22 protein-coding genes and 1 pseudogene are annotated in these 23,883 nt (G+C 68.3%); 11 read left to right on the top strand and 12 right to left on the bottom strand.

Annotation, left to right across the window (positions count from 1 at the left end; all coding sequences use genetic code 11):
• Positions 1-27 precede the first annotated feature (27 nt).
• The 3 genes from OG937_02315 to OG937_02305 all read left to right on the top strand — a co-directional run bounded on the left by OG937_02315 (position 28) and on the right by OG937_02305 (position 2,951).
• Positions 28-1,944 carry a SpoIIE family protein phosphatase gene (locus tag OG937_02315; GenBank protein WUD70603.1) on the top strand — a complete coding sequence of 639 codons (1,917 nt, stop codon included), beginning with the start codon at positions 28-30 and terminating at the stop codon, positions 1,942-1,944.
• A 406-nt stretch (positions 1,945-2,350) separates the two neighbouring features.
• On the top strand, positions 2,351-2,551 hold the full coding sequence (locus OG937_02310; protein WUD70602.1) for a type II toxin-antitoxin system Phd/YefM family antitoxin: 201 nt from the start codon (positions 2,351-2,353) through the stop codon (positions 2,549-2,551).
• A gap of 34 nt (positions 2,552-2,585) precedes the next feature.
• Positions 2,586-2,951, top strand: a complete 366-nt coding sequence (locus OG937_02305; protein ID WUD70601.1) for a DUF6247 family protein — start codon at positions 2,586-2,588, stop codon at positions 2,949-2,951.
• 206 nt (positions 2,952-3,157) lie between these two features.
• Here the strand turns inward: OG937_02305 and OG937_02300 are convergent.
• A pseudogene (locus OG937_02300) lies at positions 3,158-4,081 on the bottom strand (IS630 family transposase).
• Between the two features lie 27 nt (positions 4,082-4,108).
• Here OG937_02300 and OG937_02295 point away from each other — a divergent pair.
• A complete protein-coding gene (locus OG937_02295) occupies positions 4,109-4,747 on the top strand; it encodes a hypothetical protein (GenBank protein ID WUD79090.1) in 639 nt (212 codons plus the stop codon).
• A gap of 171 nt (positions 4,748-4,918) precedes the next feature.
• Here the strand turns inward: OG937_02295 and OG937_02290 are convergent, their stop codons facing one another.
• From OG937_02290 to OG937_02255, 8 genes are all read right to left on the bottom strand, one after another.
• Positions 4,919-5,449, bottom strand: coding sequence for a hypothetical protein (locus OG937_02290; GenBank protein ID WUD70600.1), 531 nt, complete (start codon positions 5,447-5,449; stop codon positions 4,919-4,921).
• 190 nt (positions 5,450-5,639) lie between these two features.
• A complete protein-coding gene (locus OG937_02285; GenBank protein WUD70599.1) occupies positions 5,640-6,041 on the bottom strand; it encodes a tautomerase family protein in 402 nt (133 codons plus the stop codon).
• A 101-nt stretch (positions 6,042-6,142) separates the two neighbouring features.
• Positions 6,143-7,345: an acyl-CoA dehydrogenase family protein gene (locus OG937_02280; protein ID WUD70598.1), complete on the bottom strand. Its 1,203-nt coding sequence runs from the start codon at positions 7,343-7,345 to the stop codon at positions 6,143-6,145.
• A 1-nt stretch (position 7,346) separates the two neighbouring features.
• A complete protein-coding gene (locus OG937_02275; protein ID WUD70597.1) occupies positions 7,347-8,297 on the bottom strand; it encodes a 3-hydroxyacyl-CoA dehydrogenase NAD-binding domain-containing protein in 951 nt (316 codons plus the stop codon).
• A complete protein-coding gene (locus OG937_02270) occupies positions 8,294-9,040 on the bottom strand; it encodes an acetoacetate decarboxylase (GenBank protein WUD70596.1) in 747 nt (248 codons plus the stop codon). The genes OG937_02275 and OG937_02270 overlap by 4 nt, the downstream gene beginning before the upstream one ends.
• A 1-nt stretch (position 9,041) precedes the next feature.
• Entirely contained in the window at positions 9,042-9,809 is a 768-nt protein-coding gene (locus tag OG937_02265; protein WUD70595.1) for a crotonase/enoyl-CoA hydratase family protein, read from the bottom strand.
• Positions 9,810-9,833: 24 nt separating this feature from the next.
• The gene (locus OG937_02260; protein ID WUD70594.1) at positions 9,834-10,994 is read right to left on the bottom strand and encodes a CoA transferase; all 1,161 of its coding nucleotides are present in this window, start codon (positions 10,992-10,994) and stop codon (positions 9,834-9,836) included.
• A 228-nt stretch (positions 10,995-11,222) separates the two neighbouring features.
• Positions 11,223-12,131: a LysR family transcriptional regulator gene (locus tag OG937_02255; protein WUD70593.1), complete on the bottom strand. Its 909-nt coding sequence runs from the start codon at positions 12,129-12,131 to the stop codon at positions 11,223-11,225.
• Positions 12,132-12,688: 557 nt separating this feature from the next.
• On the opposite strand from OG937_02255, the gene OG937_02250 reads away from it, so the two are divergent.
• Positions 12,689-14,731: a SpoIIE family protein phosphatase gene (locus OG937_02250; GenBank protein ID WUD70592.1), complete on the top strand. Its 2,043-nt coding sequence runs from the start codon at positions 12,689-12,691 to the stop codon at positions 14,729-14,731.
• A 126-nt stretch (positions 14,732-14,857) separates the two neighbouring features.
• Here the strand turns inward: OG937_02250 and OG937_02245 are convergent, their stop codons facing one another.
• Positions 14,858-15,943: a hypothetical protein gene (locus OG937_02245; GenBank protein ID WUD70591.1), complete on the bottom strand. Its 1,086-nt coding sequence runs from the start codon at positions 15,941-15,943 to the stop codon at positions 14,858-14,860.
• A gap of 86 nt (positions 15,944-16,029) precedes the next feature.
• Here OG937_02245 and OG937_02240 point away from each other — a divergent pair, with 86 nt between their 5' ends.
• From OG937_02240 to OG937_02225, 4 genes are all read left to right on the top strand, one after another.
• Positions 16,030-16,458, top strand: coding sequence for a MarR family transcriptional regulator (locus tag OG937_02240; protein ID WUD70590.1), 429 nt, complete (start codon positions 16,030-16,032; stop codon positions 16,456-16,458).
• Between the two features lie 432 nt (positions 16,459-16,890).
• A complete protein-coding gene (locus OG937_02235) occupies positions 16,891-17,490 on the top strand; it encodes an enoyl-CoA hydratase-related protein (GenBank protein WUD70589.1) in 600 nt (199 codons plus the stop codon).
• Between the two features lie 20 nt (positions 17,491-17,510).
• Entirely contained in the window at positions 17,511-18,119 is a 609-nt protein-coding gene (locus tag OG937_02230; protein WUD78606.1) for a DJ-1/PfpI family protein, read from the top strand.
• A 49-nt stretch (positions 18,120-18,168) separates the two neighbouring features.
• Positions 18,169-18,870: an SDR family oxidoreductase gene (locus tag OG937_02225; GenBank protein ID WUD70588.1), complete on the top strand. Its 702-nt coding sequence runs from the start codon at positions 18,169-18,171 to the stop codon at positions 18,868-18,870.
• 598 nt (positions 18,871-19,468) lie between these two features.
• Here the strand turns inward: OG937_02225 and OG937_02220 are convergent.
• Both OG937_02220 and OG937_02215 read right to left on the bottom strand, forming a co-directional pair.
• Positions 19,469-19,960, bottom strand: coding sequence for a GNAT family N-acetyltransferase (locus OG937_02220; protein ID WUD70587.1), 492 nt, complete (start codon positions 19,958-19,960; stop codon positions 19,469-19,471).
• A 1,125-nt stretch (positions 19,961-21,085) separates the two neighbouring features.
• Positions 21,086-21,685, bottom strand: a complete 600-nt coding sequence (locus tag OG937_02215) for a TetR/AcrR family transcriptional regulator (protein WUD70586.1) — start codon at positions 21,683-21,685, stop codon at positions 21,086-21,088.
• Positions 21,686-21,788: 103 nt separating this feature from the next.
• On the opposite strand from OG937_02215, the gene OG937_02210 reads away from it, so the two are divergent.
• Entirely contained in the window at positions 21,789-22,490 is a 702-nt protein-coding gene (locus tag OG937_02210; protein ID WUD70585.1) for an SDR family oxidoreductase, read from the top strand.
• A 249-nt stretch (positions 22,491-22,739) separates the two neighbouring features.
• Positions 22,740-23,585, top strand: a complete 846-nt coding sequence (locus tag OG937_02205) for an MBL fold metallo-hydrolase (GenBank protein ID WUD70584.1) — start codon at positions 22,740-22,742, stop codon at positions 23,583-23,585.
• The last annotated feature ends 298 nt before the right edge of the window (positions 23,586-23,883 follow it).

Raw genomic sequence — 23,883 nt, 5'->3', positions numbered from 1 at the left:
CTCCGAAGGGCTACCCCCTCGGCTCTCTTGACCCTGGACGGCGCCATCCACAGCCTCAACGCGGCCATGGCAAAGGTACTGGACAGGCCGGCGGAGCAGTGCGTGGGTCGCAACTTGGGTGATCTGTTGCCCGAAAGCCAGCTGACTGCGGTCGAAAGCCTCGTGACTCACGCCGCCACGACGATGACGGTTGTGATGCGGGTGCTGGAGTTCCCTGGGCCGGGTGCAGCACGGCTGGTCTGCTTGGTCGAGGCGCGACTGACGAGGGATCCTGCGGGCGGCGAGAAACTGCTTTGGGTGCACTCGTTGAACGCGGGGAACGACCTGGGCAGTCTTGTGATCCCGTTCCGGTTGGCTGCCAAGGCCGCCAACCTCGGTGTCTGCATGTATTCACCCCAGGAGCAGCAGTTGGAGTGGCTGGGTGGCGCACCCGCCTTGGCAATGCTGTTCCCGGAGGCCTCCGTATCGTTGTCCAGCGTGGTTCGGCGAGTCCACCCTGATGACCGGGCGGCTCTACGGCGGCTCGTGCGTTCGACCGCCGCCCAGTCCCCCTGGATCAGGTTGAGGTTCTTCACCGAGGGTGATGGCTGGCACCTTCTGGTATGCCAGACCCGTCGAGTCCAGCTGGGGTATGGCGGCCCTCTGCGAGTCTTCGGTGTGATCCGCGACGACACCAAGCGGGAAGCACGCCGACGCAAAGCCTTGGTCGCGCTGAGTGCTGCGCGGCAGCGAGCTGCCGAGATAACGGCCTTTTCCTCCGCCTTGATCACTGCGGCCACAGAGCGAGAGGTGCAGCAGGTCCTCCTGACACGCCTCGCCGCCACCTTTAGTGGCACCGGCGCCGCGTTGGCGCTCGTTGCCGAAGGCCGCCTGTGCATCTCCTCTGATGCTGGGATACCGATGCTGGTGGCCGCCGTAAACGGCGTGTCGCTGGAGGATCCGAGCCCACTGCCCTATGCGATCCGAACGGGCAAGCCACAGTTCATGCGCAACCAGGAGGAGTACATACGCCGCTGGCCGCACGGAGCCATGGTGCCGTACTTCGAGCAGCTCGAATCCGGCTGCGCCGTCTCGATCACCTCCCTTAGCCCGGTCGGCGGTGAGCCGCTCGGGGGCTGGGCAGTGACCTACGACGGCGAGCATCACTCGTCCCCGGATGAGCGCGCCCTCATGGGCACTCTGGCCGACCTTGCGGGCCAGGCGCTGAGGCGCGTCAGGTCTCGAGAAGCTCGAGTGGAGTTGGCTGTGGCGCTCCAAGAGACCATGCTTCCCACGCTGCCGAAGCACCTCCCAGGCCTGGAAGTGACCGCCCGTTACCGACCGAGCCGGGACGGGCTGGATATAGGCGGAGACTGGTACGACGCCTTCGTCGTGCCCGACGGCGCGGTCGCCTTCGAGATCGGCGACGCCCAGGGGCACGACGTGAACGCCGCTGCAGCCATGGGACAGGTGCGTGCCTCCATGCGTGCCATCGCCGCCTGCGAACCGGACCCTGCAACCGTGCTGACGCGCACGAACGAGCTGCTCATCACGATGGACGCGGCGCGATTCGCCAGCTGCACCATGTTGCATATCGACCCTTGCGACGGACAGGTCACGGGTTCCAGCGCGGGCCATGTGCCGTTGCTGTACGCATTGGACAACGGCAGCCACAGTATCCGTGAATTGCCGGGCGGCCCGGTGCTCGGAGTCCTACCCGACGCTGTCTACCGCGAGGGAACTTTCACCCTGGACAAGAATGCTGCGCTGATCATGGTTACCGACGGCGTGGTCGAAGGCCCGAGTTTGACGCTGGAAGCCGGGCTGGAGCGAGTCGCGACGCTGGCGGCGCAAGCCGCCCACGATGGGTTGAACGCCGAGGAGACCGCTGATCGAATCCTCGACGCCATGGTTGCGGTAGACCACATCGACGACGCGGCTGTGCTGATCATCCGGCGCGCGTGACGGCAACCGCAACTACCGCTCGAACTCCCTGCGCATCCTCGTCCCGATCTTTCGGCAGCGCAACCATGCGCCTGATGGCGGCGGCCCTCCCCAGGGCAGCTCGACATCGTCAGGGTGGGGGGCGGGGCTGCATTCGTGTGCGGGATGCCGATGCGCATTCGGACCCGGAACGGCTCGCCCTGCACGGTCCGTGTTCCCGCAAGTCCCTGGGGTCGGTCCTTCCGGTATGGACCCTGTAGCTCCGGTCCAAGACGCCGCCCGCGAACCTCAGGCACCCGCGCCCGATCGGCGCGGCTGTCGTCGCTGGCTGCAACCACCGTTGGTCACGGCGGGTGCGGGGTGGGAGGCCGGCGGGTCCGGAAGCGGCAAGTATCGCAACTATGATAGTTCGGGTAGTGTGGTGGGTATGGAGACGAGGACGTACACGACAATCGACCTCCGCAAGGCCATGGGCGAGATCCTCGACCGCACGCGTATCGCGGGTGAGGCCGCCGCGATCACCCGCAAGGGCAAGACCGTCGCCTACCTGGTGCCCGCCGAGTGGTTTGAGCAGCAGCAGCGGGCCGCACAGCAGCCGGCCTCCGACGTCGGCCAGGACGCGGCTTAAAGCGCCAGGCAGGAAGACCAGGAGCCCCCACACCATGACCGCCCAGCCTGTGCATGTCGACGGATCCGGGGGAGAGGAGCCCCGGGTGCCACCGATGCCCGAACAGACTCCGCAAGCTCTGCGTCTGGCCATTCGGGAACACGCCCCGCACCTCTTGCCGGACTTCGAGGCCCACTGGCGCCGGGCGATCGGGGACGCTTTCAACCTCACCCCTGTGCCCGCGTTCATGCGCCTGTGGTGGACCGAGTACGCCATCGCCCGCGACCCCCGTCTTGCCGCGCACCTTCACGACCTCGAAGCCCGCGCCGCGGAGTGCGAGGACCCCGAGGAGTCGGCCGGTCTCCTGGCTGAGTACAGCCGCCTGCGGCGTGAAGCAGCCATGGTGAAGCCCGGCCAGTGACGGACGACCTTCCCCACCCGCCCTGGCAGATGGACTGGACGGCAGAAGCGCGTCAGGACTTCGATGCCATGCCCGCCGACGGCAGACAGCTCGTCCTGGCAGCCCGCGCAGAACTGATCACGGCCCCGGACCCCTACTACCGTGGCATCGACGCCGACGCTTGCCTGCCGCACTGGATCACCGTCCGCCCCCTGGCCTCCACCAAGGTGGCGGGCGTTGGCGTTGCGCCACCGCAGGTAGTCCTGGAGCCTGCGGGCGAGCACGGTGTGGTTGGGGTGGTCGGAGCCGCCCATGACGAAGTTGCGTAAGGGTCCGAACTGGGCCTCGATCGGGTTGGCCCATGATGCGCTCGTCGGCGTGAGGCACAGCTCGACCTTGTGCTTCTTGGCCCAGGCCCGGATCGCGGGGGTCTTGTTCGCCGAGAGGTTGTCCATGATCACGTATATGGGGGCGCCGTCGGGCCGGGCTGCACGGATCGTCTTCAGCGCGGCCAGGCTGTGGTCGCCGCCCTTGCGGCGGCGGGTCACGCCCCACAGCCGGTTGTTGCCGAGGGAATAGCAGCCGTGGAAGTAGCGGATTCCGTGGGTGCGGTGGTAGGTGGCCGGCAACCGGTGCGGCTTCTTCTCCGGCGCCCAGCAGGTGCCGTGGCAGGGCCGGATCGATAACGGGCCGAACTGATCGAACGCGAAGCACCGGTCGGGGAAGCGGCTGGTCACGTGCTCGATGCGGTCGAGTTTGGTGTCCTTTTCTGGGTCCTTGGACTCCTTCCAGGTGCGGGTGCGCTGGAAGGAGATCCCGTGCTCGTGCAGGATCTGCCGCAGCCGTTCGCGGCCTATGCGCACCCGACGGTCCCCGTTGCGGGTCAAGTAGTCGGTGAGCTTGCGAAGGCTCCAGTGCGTGAACGGGCGCCCCAGCTTCATAGGGCGGGTTGTGGCCGTCGCGATGATGAACTCACGGTCGTCATCGCTGATCAGGCGGGGACGGCCTCCCGCCCACCGAGGGTCCAGCGCGGCCAGACCTTTCTCGTTGAAGGCGTGGATCACGTCCCGGACGGTGTCCTCGTGCGCCGCGACCAGCCTGGCGATCGCCGTCGCGGTGGTACCCGAGGCCGACGCCATGATGATCAGTGCACCACCGCGCTGCTGGACCGCGCCGAGGTGCTGGAGGCGCCGTGCGGCCGGGTGACGGTGCTGAAGGTGCTGGGCACCGGTGGCATCGACGTCCACCTGCTGCGCGGCGAGGCGGGCGTACCGGGCCGCGAGGTGCTGGCGGCGGGCGTGGGCGCGCTGCAGCGTGCGTACCCGGCCGTCCCCGGGGACCGGCTTCCGTACGGGAAGCCCGGGCCGGGGGTCACGGTGTCCCGCGTGCACAGTTGGGACCGCCGGCCGTACCTGTCGGTGACCACCGTGCCGTTCGAGGTGACGGCACACCACGATCTGCTCGACCATGCGGGGCTGTTCGGGCTCACCACTGCGACGGACGACTCCCGGGGACACTTCCCCGGCATCAGCGGCGAGCCGCTGGCGGTGGGCGCCGCGGGGCAGACGGTGACGGCCGCCTTCAGCGCGCTGGGCTACCGTTCCGCCTCGGTGACGGCACTCAGCGGTCTGGCGGCGGGCATACCCCCGTCCACGACCAAGTGCGTGGACATCGAATTCACCGGGCCCATTGGCTTTCTGACGGTGCACCGGACCTCCCGGCTGGTGCTCAACGCGGGGTGGGTGAACGCGCGGCTTCCCGAAGAGGACTGGGACGCATGGGACCAGTCCGACGACGACGCGGACGGCACGGCGTGACGTAAGGCCGCCCGCCGCTGCGCCCACGGCCCCTCGGAATGATTGACCACTCCAACCACGGTGAGCTGCTACCAGCGCATACCGAGAGCGTCCACCTACTTCGTCCAGCGTTCAACGAAGTGGGGAGTTTCAACGAGCGCCCCGCGCGATGCCGACCGGGGCCGCCCTGGGTCAGGCGCTGTGGCGGCGGTGGGCGAGTGCGTCCCGGGTGACGGTGCCCGGCCCGAGGCGGGCGTTGACCCGGTCGGCGACCGGGTCCAGGCGCCGACTGTTCTCCCGGCCGGGGTCGAGGCTCAGCTGCTGCGGTGCGCCTGTCACGTCCACCCCGTGCTCGAGGCGGACCGAGACTCCGCGCACCCGGGCCCGTTCCAGGCCGAGACGTTCGAACACTGCCATCGTCGCGTCCCGCAGGTCGTCGGTGGACGCGCTCGGCTCGGCCAGGGTCCGGGACATGCTGCTGCCACCGGAGAAGGACACGCCGAGAGCGATGCGCCGGGCGACCTGACGGTGCTCGCGGAGCTGATGGGCGAGGTCCACCACGGCGTCGAGGATCTGGGTGCACACCAGGTACGGGTCGAGGGCGTCGGCGACGCCTCGCAGCCTGTCCGCGAAGAGCTGGAGAGCGCCGCACTGCGGCCGGTGTCGGATGGCAGCCCGGACGAGCTGCCCGTGCCGACCTTCGTCAGGTCGGCACGCCGTCACCTCATCGTCCGAAGCCCGTGGCCGCCCGCTGCGGACAGGCCCTGGCCCATTGAGGGCTCCTGGTGAGGGCCGGGGGCGACTTGTCGGCGGGTGCGCTGGCCGGGGTCTTGCGGGCGCTCCCCGAGGGGTGGTCAGGGGCTGCGCGGTAGCGCGTGTGACGGCGCGTTTGTCGCACCGTCCGGCTGTCGGTTCACCAGCGTGGCGCGGTGTCGGCAAGCTGGAGTTGGCCCCTGCCGAAGGAGAAGTTCTCGTTCGGGGTGGGGATCAGCGCGATGAAGATGTCGTCGGGTGAGATGCCGAGTGCGCTGACCACCAGTTTGTTGATGGTGGCGGCAACGGCCCGCTTGTCCTCCAGGGGGCGGTGGGCGCCGATGAGTACGGTGATGATCACGGCGTCACTGCTGCGTTGCATGCCCATGAAGGTCCGGTCCAGGAGCAGTTCGTTCTCGCCGTGTTCGCTGATCATGATGAAGCGATCGCCCTCGGGGATTCCGAGGGCCTGGACCAGGGACTGGTTGAGAGCGTCGGCGAGCGCGTGTTTCTGCTCGGGGGAGTAGCGGCCGGCGGGGACGTGGGCGTTGAAGACGGGCATGGGACCCTCCATGGAGGACGGTGCGGGGCTGTGTCGGACGAGAGCGGTGGCGACGAGGAGGGGCACGGCGGCGCATGTTCCCCCGCAGGCCGCCGGGGGCTTCAGACGAAGGCGCTCTGCCCGGTGATGGACTTGCCGACGATCAGGGTCTGCATCTCGCGGGTGCCCTCGTAGGAGTAGAGGGCTTCGGAGTCTGTGAAGAACCGTGCGATGTCGTGGCCGAGCAGGATGCCGTTGCCGCCGAAGATCTCGCGGCTCCAGGCGACGACCTCGCGCATCCGTGAGGAGACGAAGCCCTTGGCGAGCGCGGACTGTTCGTCGCGGAAGATGCCGGCGTCCTGCAGGCGGGCGAGCTGCACCAGCATGCCCCAGGAGGCGGTGATGTTGCCCAGGCTCTTGACGAGCAGGTCCTGTACCATCTGGAACTTTGCGATCGGGCGGCCGAACGCGATGCGCTCCTTGGCGTAGTCCAGGGCCAGTTCGTAGGCGCCGATCATGAGACCCAGCGACTGCCAGGCGACCCCGCTGCGGGTCATGCGCAGGATCTCCGCGACGTCCCGGAAGGAGCCGATGTTCTGCAGCCGGTTCTCCTTCGGCACGCGCACCTCGGTGAGGCTGATCTCGGCGTTCTGCACGATCCGCAGGGCGATCTTGCCCTCGATCTTCTCCGGGACGAACCCGGGCGTGCCCTTCTCGACGACGAAGCCCTTGACGTGGTCGTCGTCGACGTCCCGTGCCCACACCACGACGTAGTCGGCGAATGTGGCGTTGCCGATCCACTTCTTGGCGCCGTTCAGGACCCAGGTGTCACCCTCGCGCCGGGCGGTGGTGCGCATCCCGCCGGCGACATCGGAGCCGCCCAGCGGCTCGGTGAGGGCGAACGCGCCGATCTTGTCCATGGTGGCCATCTGCGGCAGCCACCGGTCGCGCTGTTCCTGGCTGCCGCCATGGTGAATGGAGTAGAAGGCGAGTCCGTTGTGGACGCCGAAGAAGGTGGCGACCGAGGAGTCCGTACGGCTGAGTTCCATGGCCATCATGCCGCCGAGCAGGTGGCTGACGGCCGGCTGGTGCTCGCCGTAGCCTTCGTAGGACAGTGCGGCCAGGCCGCTGCCGCGGAACTTGTCGATCAGTTCGACGGGGAACTCGCCCTTGGCCCAGTTGTCGTTCACCAGGGGCTTGATCTCGTCCCGCATGAGGCCGCGGGCCTTGAGGAGGATCTTGCGTTCCTCGTCCGGGAGCAGCGACTCGTAGTGGTAGAAGTCGGCGGCCAGAGTGTCTTCCAGCTCGGTGAGCTCGTGGTCCATGTCAGTTCTCCTTCATGCGGTTGGTCTGGGCGGTGGCGTTCAGCGCGGACAGGACGGCGAGTTGCCTGCGGTCGCGATCCTCGGCGAGAGCGGCGTACGTGTGGGAGCCGTAGGCCTGCTCCACGGCCCTCACCACGCGTTCCTGGTCCGCGGGGTCGTTCGACGGCTGTCCGAGGGCCAGGTGGCCCATGGATGCGCCGATGTGCTCGATCAGGTGGCGGTAGCCGCCCGGGCCGCCGCCGAGGTGCTGGCCGAGGAAGAGGCCTACGGTGGCCCAGCGGATGCCGAGCGAGGTCGTCAGCACCGTGTCGAGGTCGTCCGGGGTGATGACGCCCTGCTGGACGAGGTAGGTGGCCTCGCGGCTGACCGCGCGCTGGAGGCGGTTGCCGACGAACCCGGGGATCTCCTTGCGTTCCACGACGGGGGTGCGGCCGAGGAAGGTGTAGAAGTCGACGGCGTCCTGGACGGCGTCCTCGCTGGTGCACCCGCCCGGCACGACCTCGACGAGCGGGATCAGATGGGGCGGATTGAACGGGTGCCCGATCAGGATCCGGCTCGCGTCCTGGAGGCGCCCGGTGAAGGCTGTCGCCGGGATCGCTGACGACGAGCTCAGCAGCAGCGCGTGCCAGGGGGCTTCCTCCACCAGCCGGGCGAACAGCCGCTTCTTGAAGTCGAGGTTCTCGGGGCCGTTCTCCTGGACGACGTCGGCGTCGTGGACGGCTTCGGTGACGTCGCCGGCGAGGTGGACCCGGTCGGCCAGGCCGCCGACGTCAAGGCCCAGGGCGGCCAGGTGCGGGGTGAACTGTGCCAGCGCGGTGTCGACGGCGTCAGCGAGGTCGGGGCGCGGGTCGCTGACCCGGACGGTCAGACCGTGGGCGGCGAACAGCGCCGTCCAGGACAGTCCGATGGTGCCGGCGCCGATCACGGCAGCGGTGCGGAAGGGGTGAGTCATGGTGTGCCTGCCTGGAGGTAGTCGAAGACCGGCTCGGCCGGCGCGAGGGTCAGGTCGGTGAGGACGTGGCTCGCCGAGACGATCTCCAGGACGGGCAGGTCGGCCAGCGGCGCGAGGACGTGCTGGAACAACTGCAGCCGCGCCGGGCCGGTGTAGGCGGCCTTGACGACGACGTCGGTGATCTGGGTGCGGACCAGTTCCTGGATGCGCGGGGTGCCGTCGTATCCCGGGACGGTCTTGAGCATGAAGGTCGGCACGGTGATCTGCGCCCGGGCCTCGCGGGTGTCGAGCCGGTGGTGCTTGTAGCCCATGGTCGCGGTGGCCACCCGCAGCGTGCCGTAGTCGAGGGTGCCGACCAGCACGTCGTGGTCGACGTACAGCTTCGGCGTCCCGATCACCTTGGGGTAGGCGCTGACCTCGCGTCCGGCCGCTGTCGCGGGGAAGCTGTCGAGGTACATCGCGTGCAGGTACTCGCCGTGCTCGCCGTCGAAGCCGACCTGGATCGCCTGGCCGCTCTCGGTGTAGGGGCCGTATCCGGTGACGTCGTTCATCTTCATGATCTCGAACCGGACCAGCGGCTCCTCGATGCGCAGGGGCTCGGGGACGACGGCGCGCAGCACGTCGGGGTCGGTGCGGTAGACGATGCTGAGGTACTCGCGGTCGGTGAACCGCGCGGTTACGGGCGCGAATGCCGGGCGGCCCAGCGGGGTGGTGCCATGGCGTCGTACGTCGTCGATCCTCATGTCACTTCCCCGTCCACTGCGGGGCGCGGTGCTCGGCGAAGGCGGTCATGCCCTCGTGTGCGTCGGCCGAGGCCATCAGGGTGTCCATCGCCTTGCTCTGCAGGCGGAAGGCTTCCGGCTCCGGCATGCCGTCGGCGGCCCGCACGAGGTACTTCACCGCGGCCAGCGCGAGCGGGGCGTTGTTCGCGAGCTGCTCGGCGAACCCAAGGGCGGCGGTCGCCGCCTGGCCGGGCGCGGTGACGCGGTTGACCAGGCCGAGCTCGCCCGCGCGGAGGCCGCTGACCGGGCTCCCGGTGAGCAGCAGCTCCATCGCCAGGTGGTAGGGGATGCGCTTGGGCAGGCGAACCACGCCCCCTCCGGCGGCGATGAGTCCGCGCTTGACCTCGGGCAGGCCGAACGTGGTGTCCTCGGCGGCGACGATGAGGTCGCAGCCCAGGGCGAGTTCGAACCCTCCGCCCAGGGCGAAGCCCTCGACGGCGGCGATGAGCGGTTTCGTCCGTTCGGCTTCGGTCAGGCCGCCGAAGCCGCGTCCCGGGATCGTCGGGGGCTCGCCTTGCAGCGCGGCCTTGAGGTCCATGCCGGCGCTGAAGGTGCCGCCGGCTCCGGTCAGGACACCGGCGCGGAGCTCGGCGTCGGCCTCCAGTTCGTCCAGCGCTGCGGCCAGCCCGGCGGCGACAGCGGCGTTGACCGCGTTGCGGGCGTGGGGCCGGTCGATCGTGATCAGCAAGGTCGAACAGACCCGCTGCACGCGTACGTCATTGATGCTCACGGCTTCTCCTGTGGCTGTTGGTGCTCAGCGGATGGCGGCCAGTTCGGCGAGGACCTCGGCGGTGTCCTGGCCGGGTACGGGGGCCAGGCGGCGGATCGAGCCGGGCGTGACGGAGAACTTGACCGGGATCCCGATCGTGCGGACCGGCCCCTCTGTGGGGTGCACGACGGTGTCGAGGAGGTGGCCCTCGCGGACGTAGGGGTCGTCGTGCGAGTGGTCCAGTTCCAGCACCGGTCCCATCGGGATGCTGTGCTTGGTGCACACCTCGGTCCACTCGGCCGTGGTCAGCGCGGGCGCGCACTGGTCGACCAGGTCGGACAGGTCGTCGGCGTCGGCGACGTTGAGGACGGGGCCGTTGACCCTGGGGTCGGCGGCCAGGTCGGGACGGCCGGCGGCGTGGAAGAAGTCGCGGTAGTTCTGCGGCGTGTACGGGATCACGGCGGCCAGGCCGTCCTTGGTCCGCCGCGCCTTGTGGTGCTGCGACAGCGACCGCGGGTAGCCCGTGGGACCCGTCGCCGGGTCGAAGGTGTGCCCGGCGAGATGCTCGATCAGGTTGAACGTGATCAGCGTGTCGGCCATCGGGATCTCGATCTGCTGGCCGCGCCCGGTCTTGTTCCGGTGTACCAGGGCGGCGAGCACGCTGTAGGCGATGGTCAGGCCGGAGACCTTGTCGGCGAGGATGGTCGGCAGGTAGAGCGGCGTGCCCAGTGCCCGGTTGGCGATGTCGACCAGTCCGGAGGCGGCCTGCACGGTTTCGTCGTAAGCGGCGGCGTCCGCCCGGTCGGAGTTGCCGCGGAAGCCGGCGGCGTGCGCGTAGACCAAGCCCGGGTTGGCGGCGGTGAGGTCGTCGTAGGTCAGGCCCAGCCGGGCGAGCGCGCGGGGTCGCATGTTGGTGATCAGCACATCGGCGGTGTGGATGAGCTTCAGGGCTTGGGCGTGTTCCGCCTCGTCCTTGAGGTCGAGGGCCACGCTGCGCTTGTTGCGGTTGACGTTGAGGTGCAGCGGGGTCATGCCCGGCGTGTTGCGGAACTCGCCTATGTGGAGGGGGTCCGCTGGGGACTCGATCTTGATGACGTCGGCGCCCAGATCTCCCAGGATCTGGGCCGAGTACGGGCCCATGACCACTGTCGAGAGGTCGATGACCCGCACACCGTCGAGCGGGCCGGGAGTGTGAGTGTCCGCCATTGTCTGCGTCCTTTCGTGCCCTTGGCTGGCTACAGAAATGAACGCTAAGCGGACATTGCGGACAGTGGAATCACCGTGTTGCTGACATCGGTGTGACCGCAGCGGTCACACCGGCAGGCAAGCCCCCGGGATGCCTCCGTCCATGGCGAGAAGAGGGCCGACTGCACCCGAAATCAAGGAAATGCCGATACGCCTGGGATCCCGCTTCCGGTTCGAATGCCGGCCGGCTCAGACGACAAGCGGCTCGGCGAAGACCAGGCGGGCCGCGTCGATGAGTTCGTCCAGGTCACCGCCGGAGGCCCGGTCGCGGCGCCAGACCAGGACGGTCTCCAGGTGTCGCTCGAAATCCGTGAACGGCAACACCTTGGTGTTCTCCATCGCGTACCCGTGCAGGGGGCTCTCCGGGTCGAGCAGGGAGAAATAGAAAGCCATCCCGCCGGAAACCACCTCGGCGATTCCGGAATAGTCGGTGTCGGTCAGCTCGATGCGTTTCCTGACCCCCCGCTCGAACATTTCCCGGTCGAGCTGATCGAAATAGGCGGGTCTGCCTTCCTTCGGAGCGACGATGAAGCAGAGGTCGGCCAGTTCGGCCAGGGTCACGCAGTCCCGCCCGGCGAACTGGTCGGCCGGCACCACCGCGCCCAACCGTTCCGACATCACCGGCAGTCGCTCCAGCGCGGGGTCATCGACCGGCAGCCGGGCCAGCGCGAGCGCGAGCTTTCCCTCGCCCACTGCGGTGACCAGAGCCCTGGATGAGCCTGGCCAGCGCAGGAGTTCGCACCGCTCGCCCACGCGCTCGGCGAGCGCGTCGACGAGGTGCCTCAGCCGGGGGTGCACTCCCGAAGGAATCCCCACGAACAGGGTGCTGCGCCCTGGCGAGGCCGCCTCGTGCAGCCGCCACGGTATGGAGGTGATCTGCTCCAGTACGTCTCGGGCGATCGGCAGCAGCGCCTCACCGGCCGGCGTGAGCGCGACACGGTGTGTGTCGCGCTCGAACAGACGGTGGTCGAGCTCCCGCTCCAGGTCCTTGATCCGCTGACTCAGCGGAGACGTGGCCATGTGCAGCCGGCGGGCCGCCGCAGAGAAATTCAGCTCCTCCGCGACCGCGACGAAGTACCGCAAATGAAACAATTCCACTCCGTCACGCTAACCCCGATGTGCCGACCGGACTTCTCCGAGGGCGATTCCGCGAGGCCGTGCACGACAGGTGCGCCACGCCGGGGCGGTCGGATCATGGTGCCGGGTGCCGGGTGCCGGGTGCCGGGTGCCGGGTGCCGGGGTGCGCGGGGTGCGAAGCGCTGGCGACGCTGATCGCCGACCGCCCGCTCGCGCGGTTGGACAGCGATGCAGGCTCGTAGCTGTCGTCGTCGCCGGCGTGGGCACCTAGGCCCCCAAGTGGCGGACGGCCAGAGTCGTTCCGCGCGACGCGTTGCGGGGCGAGGCGGTAGTGAGCCTGCCCCGTATCCGGCCGAACCGGACCTGCCTCATGTGCCGGCCGGGCGGGTCGCCGGTGCCGGTGCGGCCGCGCCACCGAGGCCCCTGAGGCGCTGTGCGTGCGATGGATGGCGTGTGTCCCGGCACGGCAGTCTTTCGTCAATGGGACAATTCTCGCAAAGGGTAAATTGTTACCTGCCAGGGCAACGTCAGACGGGGACGTCGCAGGGTCCCGCTCCCGGCATGGGGAGGTGTAGGGCGTGCAACCCGTTCCACTGAGTAAAAGCTTCGTCTTCCTGCTGCTCAGCGTTGTGCTGATCTCGGGCCTGCGATTGGCGCTGGCTGCCGCCGAGGTGCACGTCATGGGTATCGCGGAGTACGCCGTCCTGATCCCGGTCGTGGCCAGTGCCCTGCTGCCGGTACGGCAGACCATGATCGTCGGACTGTTCAACCTGGCCGCCGCCATCGCGCTGTACGGGGTTCTCCTGCGGGACATGGGGCCCGCCAACCAAATCACGATCATCACGGCGCTGGCGGTGGGCCTGGTCATCAGCGTGGCCGTCTGCCGAATCCGAGTCGCGGGGGAGCGACGCTTCACACGGCTCATGATCGCTCGCGAGCGGCTCGCGCTGCTCAGCGAGGCCAGCAGCCGGGTCGGAAGCACTCTCGACGCGGTGCGTACCGCCGAGGAACTGACGGAGGTCGCGGTGCACCGCTTCGCGGACCACGCCACGGTGGACCTCTTCGTCAGTGTCCTCCAAGGCGAGGAACCCGTCCTGCGGCCCGGCACGGGCGATCTCACCCTGTGCCGCACCGCGGCATCGGGATCGCCCGCGCCCCCGGGAGACCTGGGGCCGGGCGAGACCGTCACCTACCGGGAGCGGGCGGAAGCGACCCTCGGGCTGTACACGGGCGAGCCCATGATGCTGGAGATCACCGATACCGCCGGTGCCGCCTCCGTGCCTGCCGATCCCGGCGACGCGGGCACGAACGGGCCGCACTCCGCGCTGGCGATCCCCCTGCGCGCGCGGGGGGCGACCCTCGGCGCGGCGCTGTTCACACGCTCCCCGGGCCGTGCCCCCTTCGACGCCGACGACCTGCTCCTGGCACAGGAGATCGGGGCACGGGCCGCGGTATGCGTGGACAACGCCCGCCGCTACACCGGGGAGCACAACACCTCCCTGGCGCTGCAGCGGAGCCTCCTGCCCCCGGTGGTATCGAGGCAGCCGGCAGTGGATGCGGCCACGCGCTATCTGCCCGCGGGTCTGTTCGCGGGAGTGGGCGGCGACTGGTATGACGTCATCCCGCTCTCGGGGGCCAGGGTCGCCCTGGTGGTGGGCGATGTGGTCGGCCACGGCGTTCACGCCTCGGCGAGTATGGGGCGGCTGCGTGCCGCCGTACGAACCCTTGCCGACATCGACCTGCCGCCCGACGAACTGCTCACCCACCTCGACGACGTCGTCACCCGGCACCGAGACGTCGGCGGCGCCGGAGCGGTCGCCGGTGAGATCGTGGCGACCTGCCTCTACATGATCTACGACCCGGTCTCACGCCGCTGCACGGCCGCCCGGGCCGGCCATCCACCGCCCGCCGTCTTGCGTCCCGGATCGGACGTCGAGTACCTCGACATCCCCGCCGGTCCTCCGCTGGGTGTGGGCGGACTTCCCTTCGAGACGGCCGAACTGGAGCTGCCCACAGGCACCCGGCTCGCCCTGTACACCGACGGCCTCATCGAATCCCCGGAACACAGCCTCGACCAGGGACTCGAACACCTCCAGAAAGCCCTATCCGAGCCGATTGCCTCGCTGGAGGACCTGTGCGACCACGTCCTGCACACGGTGGCCGCGGAACAGTCCCGAGACGACGTCGCCCTGGTCATCGCCCGTACCCGCGAGCTCGACGGCGCCCATGCCGCCGCATGGGACCTCACGGAGGATCTCGCCGAGGTGGCCCATGCCCGGGACCTCGCCTCGTCCCGATTGGAGGGCTGGGACCTGGGAGAGCTGGCATTCACCACGGAACTGGTCATCAGCGAGCTGGTCACCAACGCCATCCGCTACGGCTCGGCTCCGGTCCAGCTGCGGCTCATCCGCGAGGACACCTTGATCTGCGAGGTGTCCGACGCCAGCAACACCGCCCCCCACTTGCGCCGCGCCCGGATGTTCGACGAGGGCGGGCGGGGGCTGTTCATCGTGGCGCAGCTCGCCGAGCGCTGGGGTACCCGGCAACGGCACGACGGCAAGACCATCTGGGCCGAAATTGCACTCCCGGACGGGCTCCACCGGACCCACGGTTGCGTCTAGTGCTGTGACCGCATTGGTTCGCTCGCACAGGCTCGGCCAGCCACACCTTCCGGCAGTCGGGAAAGACGTGGTCGCCCATACGACTGCCCCGACCACCAACGCGGCGAACTGGCTCTGCAGCTCCCCTCAGGCGGCGACGGCTTCACCCAGGTCCACCTCGGCCGTCTCCTCTTCGGTGTCCCGCTGCCGGTTCGCCGGCGAGGCCAGGGCCGGGGCGGCGCGGTGCTCGGCGACCGTGGTGGCGGTCATCAGCAGCGCTCCCGCGGCCAGCCAGAGCACCAGGGACAGGATGCGGCCGCCGAAGCCCGTCGAGTCGAAGTACAGCAGGCTGCGTGCGCCCTCCACGAAGCCGGCGCCATTCCAGAAGGCGTGCAGCGCGCCGAAGAAGCCGTTCTGCAGCGCGGGCTGGAGGATGCCGCCGGAGCTGGTGAAGTTCAGCATCACGAACAGCACCATCTGGACCGCCGTCGTCCAGCGCCCGAGGAAGGTGTGAAGGGCGATGCCGATGGTGAGGATGCCGGCCGAGTAGAGCCAGGCCATGCCCCACACCCCGGGCAGGTTGTGGTCGACGATGTGGAAGACCGGCCCGGCCAGCACCGCCGCTATGACGCTCATCGCCAGCGCGGTAACCACGCCGATGACCGCTCGGGTCCCCATACGCAGTGCGGCACCGGCGGCGCTGATGGCGGCGACGCCGGCGTTGGAGCCGATGGTCAGTGCGACCAGCAGGAAGAACAGGCCCTGGCCGGTGAGGTCGCCACGGGAGAGCCGGGACAGGTCGGTGACGTGCAGGGGCGCGTCGTGCTTGCCGGCCACGGTCGTGAACACGATCTCCGCGGCGGTGGCGGAGGTGTCGGAGTTGGCCTTGGCGACCAGCAGCTCGGGACGCTTGACGCTGGGCACGTAGGCGCCGACCAGGTCCCGGTCCATGATCCGGCGCTGAGCCGCGGCCCGGTCGGGCTCGGTGGTGACGTCCAGCGCATCACCGGCCTTGTCTTTGATCGTCTGGGCCAGAAGCTGCACTCGCGGCGAGGTGCCGATGACGGCGACCTTCAGGCCCTGTGCATGCGGTGCGTGGAAGGCGCCGAGGTAGGCCAGCCCCATGCCCAGGCACATCAGCAGCGGGGTGATCAGGAGGACCACCACATGGCGGACGGTACGGGATGTGCTGGTCGCTGTCGGCCGCCTTCCGGCCAGACGGTGGGTGCTCATTACGTGCCCTCCTTCACTGGGTAGTTGTAACGTACATATGAATTGGGTTGCATGCTGCAACCAGTGAAGAAGGGAGTGCCCCGCCCATGCCCGACCGTCAGGCGTCGACGGACGTCATTCAGCGTGAACTGACCGCATTCGCCCGCCGCGCCCGGCAGAAGGCCGTCCAGCTCCACCGGGAGCTGACACTGGTGGCCCACAACATGCTCGACCACATGCACCGGAACGGCAGCTGCCACGCCGCCGACCTCGCGGCGCACTTCATGCTCGACAAGTCCACCGTCAGCCGGCAGATCGCCATGCTCGAGGCGGAGGGCATGATCGTGCGCGAGACCGATCCGGACGACCACAGGAGGCAGATCCTGAAGGCGTCCGAGAAGGGCCTGGACCAGCTGAAGGAGGCCAACCGACAGCGCCGCTCCTCCTTCCGGGAGCGGTTCACCGACTGGGACGACGCCGACTTGGCCCAGCTGGCCGTCTACCTGCGGCGCTACAACGCCGCCGACGTCCACTGACGGAGATTTCCGCCACCCGTGCCCGTGCTCGCCGATCGGGCAGCCTCTTCCGTATGGACAGTCCCAGCAGCCGAGCCTGTGGCGAGTTCTCGCTCCAGGCGCAGGGGCCGCCCGGGCCTGCGCGCTCGCGGGCGCCAAGCGGTTGCCGCACCGGTTGATGGCCGTCCGGCGGTGTGATCAGGCAGCCTCGCCTTCTGCCAGGCCGGCAGCCTAGACATCGACGGCCTGCCCGTCCTTGGGACATCGGCACAGTCCAGGCCTCGTCGACCATCTCACGCGGAAGTTGATCAACGGCAAGGTTGTGACCGCTGCGGTCACACCGGTGGGAGCGACTCGATAATTCCGTTCTCTGCCAGAAGCACACAGGGTTGAGGTTGATGCATCAAGGCTCCGACCCGGACATGAGGTTGGTACTGACCCCCAGGAGGGCACATGCCTACCCTCGACCGCCAGGACAACGTCTTCGTACTGGACCTCGGGGACGGCGAGCACCGCTTCCACCCATATCGGCTCGCATCCGTCGACGCCGCCCTGGACGAGGTGGAGAAGGCCCAAGGGCCGCGCGCCGAGGTGGCCGCCGCAACGGGCAGGTTCTACTCCAACGGCCTTGACCTGGAGTGGCTGGACGCCCACGCCGACCAGCACGAGAATTGCCGCACCCGCGTCCATGGCCTCTTCGCCCGCGTGCTGTCCCTGGCGGGGATCACCGTGGCCACGCTGCAGGGGCACCCCTTCGCTGCCGGTGCGATGTTCCCCCTCGCGGACGACTTCCGCGTCATGCGTGCCGACCGTGGCTACTGGGGCCTGTCCGAGGCCGACATCGGCATCCGGTTCACGCCCGGCATGGCCGCCCTCATCCAGTCGCGGCTGACGCTGCGCATCGCGCACGAGGCCGTGATCAGCGCTCGTCGCTACAGCGGTTCGGATGCCGCTGATCCGGCACCCGCAAGGCGGAGCTCGGCGAACATGCCATCACCTGCTGATTGGCTATCGATGCGTGACAGCGCGCCAGGGAGACTGAGTATCCGATGACACACGCCAAAGGAGCCATGATGCAGGTAGCAGTCGTCACCTTCGACGGGTTCAACGAGCTCGACAGTTTCATCGCTTCCGCACTGATCAACCGGTGCCGCAAAGACGGCCTGGAAGCCTTCATCACGACGCCGACGCCGGTGGTCGCGTCGATGAACGGCGTCGAGGTGACCGGGCAGCGCCCGATGGAGTTCGTGCGCGAGGCCGACGTCGTGCTGATCGGTAGCGGGGTCAAGGCACGCGACGTGGTCGCCGATGACCGGCTGATCTCCATGTTGCAACTCGACCCTTCGCGACAGCTGATCGGTTCCCAGTGCTCCGGTGCGCTGGTAATGGCGCGCCTCGGGCTGCTCGGCAGCATGCCGGCGTGCACGGACATCAAGAGCAGGCCTTTCGTCGAAGCCGCGGGCGTCACCGTGCTGGACGCGTCGTTCCACGCCGAGGGGAACATCGCCACCGCGGGAGGCTGCCTGGCATCCCAGTACCTCGCCGCATGGGTCATCAGCCGAACGCTCGGGGACGATGCCGTCCGCGATGTCCTCGGATACGTGGCTCCGGTGGGGGAGAGCCAGGAGACCGTCGAGCGCGCCCTGCGCGCCGTCCACGCGGGCAAGGCCGCCCTGCGCTGACCAACGCTGATCAACCGATCGGCATCCGCCACACGATGGGAGCAGACCCATGACTGCGATCGCAGGTTCGACCGTCCTCGTCACCGGAGGCAGCCGGGGCATCGGCAGGGCCCTGGTCGAGTCCTTGTACGACCGAGGGGCGAAGAAGGTGTACGCGACCGCCCGTGATCCCCGGACCATCACCCATCCGGGCGCGGTCTCGCTGGCCCTGGAAGTCACCGACCCGGCCTCGGTGGCCGCCGCTGCGGAACAGGCACAGGACGTCACCATCCTGGTCAACAACGCCGGTGGGTCCATCGGGGCCTCGTTCCTGGCCTCCCCGGTGGACGACGTCCGCCGCGAGTTCGAGACCAACTTCTACGGCCCCCTGGCGATGACCCGGGCCTTCGTCCCGGTCATCGAGGCCAACGGCGGCGGCCACCTGCTCAACGTGCACTCGGTCCTGTCCTGGATCGCTCTGGCCGGTTCCTACAGCGCGTCAAAGGCCGCTCTCTGGTCTCAGACCAACTCGCTGCGGCTGGAGTTGCAGCCGCGCGGCATCAACGTCACCGGGCTGCACGTCGGGTACGTGGACACCGACCTGGCGGCGCACGTCGCCTCCCCGAAGTCTTCCCCGCACAGGGTTGCGGAGCAGGCCCTGGACGGCATCGAATCCGACGCCTACGAAGTGCTGGCCGACGAGCGCTCCCGTCAGGTCAAGGCAGGCCTGGCAGCGGATCTTGCCGCCCTGTACCCCCAGCTGGCGGCTTGAGGAACCCATCGCCCTCTCTCAGCCGAGGCTATTGCACGCAAGGTCTCAGCGTCTGTGTGCGGGGGCTCGCATCTGCCGGGTAACGGACGCTGCAACCGCGTATCCCCGAGGCGGGCGCCTGGCTACGAAGCGCCAGTCTTGCCAGCAGCACGTGGGGCAGGCACCGGCGGCGTGCTGATGAGCGCGCACGATTGTGGAGTCCACCGAGACGACCCAGTCAAGCTCCTTGTCGGCGTCGGCCTGGGCCATCAGCGCCGTGAACACCCGCTCCCAAGTGCCATCAACGGCCCACATCCGGCCGTTGGTTGTAGACACCTCGCCAGTTCCCGTACTTCTCCGGCAGATGGACCCACTGCGTTCCCGTCCGGAACTTGAAGGCGATCGCGTCGATCACCTCACGGTGATCCCGTCAACGGCCACCCCTCTTCGGATTCCGGTCCGGACGTAACGGCTCGATCCGCGCCCACTGGGGGTCAGTCAACGACATGTCCAGAGCAACGTCCCACTGATCCAAACGAAACTGCCTAACTAGCTGAACACCCACGGGCAGCTCACTTCCTAAAAGCGCGAGGTTGGACTCGCAGCAGACCAGTAGTGGTCACGAGTCCAGGTTGTGGTACATGACATGCAGGCCGACCGCACCCAGCGTGGGATGCCGGAACGCGCCGGGAACGGTGCCGATCATGGCGAAACCGAGACGCTCGTACAGCCTGAGTGCCGGCGCGTTGGAGGCCGCAACGGCGTTGAACTGAACGCCGGCGAATTCGCGGCTCCGTGCCCAGTCCAGCAGGTACTCGCCCAACGCCTGGCCGACACCCCGACCGCGTGCTTCTGGAGCGACCATAAAGTTTCCGCTGGCAATGTGCGCACCCGGGCCCGGACGATTGGGGTACATGTTGGAGGTGCCGAGTATGCGCTGATCCTCCACCGCCACTACGACGTGCCCTGGCGGCGGTACCACCCACAAGTCGTGGGCTTGCGCCTCGTTTTGCAGCGGGTCGTAGCAGAAGGTGTCTCCCTTACGAATGATCTGCTCGATGATCGGCCAGACCTGCGGCCAATCCCGCTCGTCGAACGTTCGGATCTCCATCTGCGTGAGACTAGCCAACGGCGAGTGGCACTCCCACTGGTTATTTCCGGCGGCCGCGCCGAAGCTCGTTCGACCGCACACACCGCCTGGCGGCGCCGTCACCGACACGGCCCCCGTCGCAGAGTCCGTTGACGTTCCGGGAGCTGTCGCCCCCACCCTGCCCCGGCCCGCCTCTCCCACCGAGTTAGGTGGCGCAGGCGCCAGCCGTCCTCGTGGCGGCTCTCCACTCGCAGCCCCGGGAGCCCGATCAGCGGGTGGTCCTCACGGCAGACCAGCCAGCAGGTGACGTTGTCGGGGACCCGGGTGGTGATCACCAAGTCGTCGTAGCGGGGAGAGACGACAAGGGTATAGCGGGTGACGTCGGCCAGGCTGACATGGCGCGGCCACAGGCTGGTCGGTCCGTGAATGAACATGCCGAGGGCCAGCAGTGCACGCAGCCGGCGCTGCGGCATGGTGCAGACGTCGAGTCCCAGACCGCCGCGGAGCGAGGGGCCGTTGCTGCGAGGGATTCCGGGTGTGTCGGAGCAGCCAGATTGCGGTATCGGTGTAGATGATCAAGTGTCTGGCCTGCAGTGCTGCAGATTTTGATAATCCGACATTTAGGGTGATGTGTGATTCGGGTGACCTTGACCTGCGGTGCTGCATCTGAGAAGGCCGCAAGCCTTTTGAGGCGACGCTAATGAGGCTCATCCCTGAGAGGCGTTGATGATCTTATCTGCCTTGAAGGCAGCGACTGGCAGACCGCAACCCCAAGCGTGGGTCGTTGACGAACTGACCCGCATCGACCCCCACTGGGCCATGGGACTACGGGTGGCAGCGTTACTGCCAATCGGCCCGCCTGCGCCGCAGCAAGGGTGAGCCGCCGACCCAGGCTGGCGACGGACGCGCCTACGGCGCCTGGCTCCGCGATGCCGGCTTCCGTCGGTATCCCATGCAGCTTGAGCAACTGCAGGAACTCGGAGTAGGACTGCGGGTGTCGTCCCAGTCGCTGGCTCGCGGCAGTTCTGGGGATTCGTGATCGTCCACACCTGCAAGCGTGTCTGCGTTCCTGCCCTCCGTGCAGGACCTCTTTTCGGGCCGCGTGCGGGGGCATCCGGGCCTTCGTGGTCCGGCGGTGCTGAGCTGTCAGGACATTCCCGCCGTGTCCAGCAGGGCCGTGGCGGTGGCCGTGGCCAGCCCGCCCAGGCTCTGGGCTTGGGTCATGGCGTGGGCGCTGGATCCGTCGAAGACGACGGTGAGCTGGTGGGCGAGCAGATCGGGGTCGTGCGCGCCACCACGACCGGCCTCCTCGCGGAAGAAGTCGGTGAGCGCGTCTTTGTAGCGTCGGGCGACCACGCTGGCGGGGTGTTCCGGGTTCTTGAGCTCGAACGCGGTCGCCAGGAAGGGGCAGCCGAGGTAGTCCGGTGACGCGGACAGCGACTCGAGGTGCTTGAAGACATGCATGATGCGATCGCGCGGTGGCAGGTCGGCCTCGGCGGCCGGCAGCAGTCGGCTCAGGTAGCGGGAACCGGTACGGTCCAGGCTTGCCGCCAGGACGTCGTCCTTGCTGGTGAAGAGCTGGTACATCGACCGCTTGGAGACTCCGGCCGCCCGACACAGTGCGTCGATGCCGATGTTGACGCCTTCCCGGTAGAAGAGCGCGGCCGCGGCATCGAGGAGCCGCTCGCGAGTCGGAGCCGTCGCTGCCGTGGTGGCTACGGGCGAGGCCTGCGCGCTGGAAGTCATAGAAGCGAGCCTACGCCTCGTGTTGCCGACGCGAAACCGATCGGTTTACAGTGTTGGAAACCGATCGGTTTCTGCCGTCGGTCGTCACGCTGGGAGTAGTTTCATGACTGCAATCGCAGGTTCGACCGTTCTCGTCACTGGAGGTAGCCGAGGCCTCGGCCGGGCCCTGGTCGAGTCCCTGTACGACCGAGGCGCCAAGAAGGTCTATGCCACCGCCCGTGACCCCCGCACCGTCACCCACACCGGCGCCGTCGCGCTGCCTCTGGAGGTCACCGACCCCGCCTCGGTGGCCGCCGCCGCGGGACAGGCACAGGACGTCACCATCCTGATCAACAACGCCGGTGCGGCCGTTGCGGCGTCGTTCCTGGCTTCCTCGGTGGACGACGTTCGCCGCGAGTTCGACACCAACTTCTACGGCCCCCTGCTGATGACCCGGGCCTTCGCCCCGGTCATCGAGGCCAACGGCGGGGGCCACCTGCTGAACGTGCACTCGGTCCTGTCCTGGGTCGCTCTCTCCGGTTCCTACAGCGCATCCAAGGCGGCGCTGTGGTCGCAGACCAACTCGCTGCGTCTGGAGTTGCAGCCGCGCGGCATCACGGTCACCGGCCTGCACGTCGGCTACGTGGACACCGACATGGCGGCTCACGTCGACGCGCCGAAGACGTCGCCGAGCAGCGTCGCGGAGCAGGCGCTGGACGGGATCGAAGCCGACGCCTACGAGGTGCTGGCCGATGAGCTCTCCCGCCAGGTCAAGGCGGGCTTGGCAGCCGACCTCGCCTCCTTGTACCCGCAACTGGCCGGCTGACCGAAGCGCCCCGTCGCGACGTCCGATGAGCTTGCTAGGGCGCGTGGCAGCCGACCCAAACGGTGCCGAGATCAGCCGTAGAGGACGTCGCCAGTCCCGGTGCGGCTTTTCCCCGACGCAGTCTTCGGCCGGCTGCCTTGTTGGCTGCGCCCAGTTTTCCCCGGCAGCGTTGTTCGCCGTCCTATCCACCCTTCCCCTACAGCTGCCCGCCCCTGATCCATAGAACGCTCATGAACAAGAGGTAGTGTCATGTCTGCAAAGAGCGCACTCGCGTATGAGGTCTTCATCGCCGACCCGATCCGGCTGAGCGTGCCCGAGCTCGTCCCCAACGGCGACCGTCGGATGTTCTCGCCTCTGTCCTCCACGCTTGTCTACGGCGAGCGTGACGCCGTGCTCGTCGACCCGCCCATGACTTCCGCTCAGGCCGAGGCTGTCGGTGAGTGGATCGAGGCAAGCGGCAAGAACCTGACCCACATTTTCGCCACCCACGGTCACGGCGACCACTGGTTCACCGCCGGTGTCCTGTCCGAGCGATTCGGCGCCCAGGTCGTCGCGACGACCGGCACGATCAAGCAGATGCACCACAACGTGTCGATCCGTGCAGGCTTCTGGGACAAGTTCCTGCCCGGCCAGATCCCGGACACTCCGGTCACGGCCGTCACCGTGCCCGGCAACCGGTTCACGCTCGAAGGTCATGATCTGGTGATCGTCGAAGCCGGCCACAGCGACACCGACGACACCAGCGTCCTGCACGTCCCTGACCTCGAGCTCGTGGTCGCGGGTGATGTCATCTATAACGGCGTGCACCAGTTCCTGGTCGAGGCCGGGCACGGTGGCCTGGACGCGTGGCGCCGAGCCATCGGAATCGTCGAAGACCTCGGGCCCCGCTGGATCGTTGCCGGACACAAGAACAAGAAGCTCGACGACGACGCTACTCGCACCATCAGCGAAACCCGCCGGTACCTCGACACCGTCGACGAGCTGCTCCTCCAGCACGACAGCGCTCTCGACTTCTTCAACGCCGTGTTGGAGCGGTTCCCCGAGCGCCTGAATCCAGGCGCTCTGTGGGGCGGAGCCGTCGCACTCTACTCCTGACTTCCACGTAGTCAGTGATCATCTGCGGGCTGGCGCGCGGGCCCGGGGGAGTGGGCGTCGTCGACCAGGCCCCGGACCGTCCCGACCAGCCGGATGTCCCGCCAGCTGGTACGCCGTGGAACGCACACCCAGATCGTCGCCGGCCGCGAGGCAACGCCTATGGGCCGGTGCCTTCGCGCGCAAGCTGCTGCGGCAGCAGTGCAGTTACCGAGGTCGCAGACGTGCTGTCGTGCGTGTGAGTCCGGTGCTGGCGAGGCATCCGCCGACGAGGTGGCTTCGGTACTTGATCTCGCGCAGG

This window comes from Streptomyces sp. NBC_00510 (genome assembly GCA_036013505.1).
GTDB lineage: Bacteria > Actinomycetota > Actinomycetes > Streptomycetales > Streptomycetaceae > Actinacidiphila.
The sequence above is the reverse complement of the archived record's forward strand: the minus strand, read 5'-3'. Positions and strand labels throughout refer to the sequence as shown.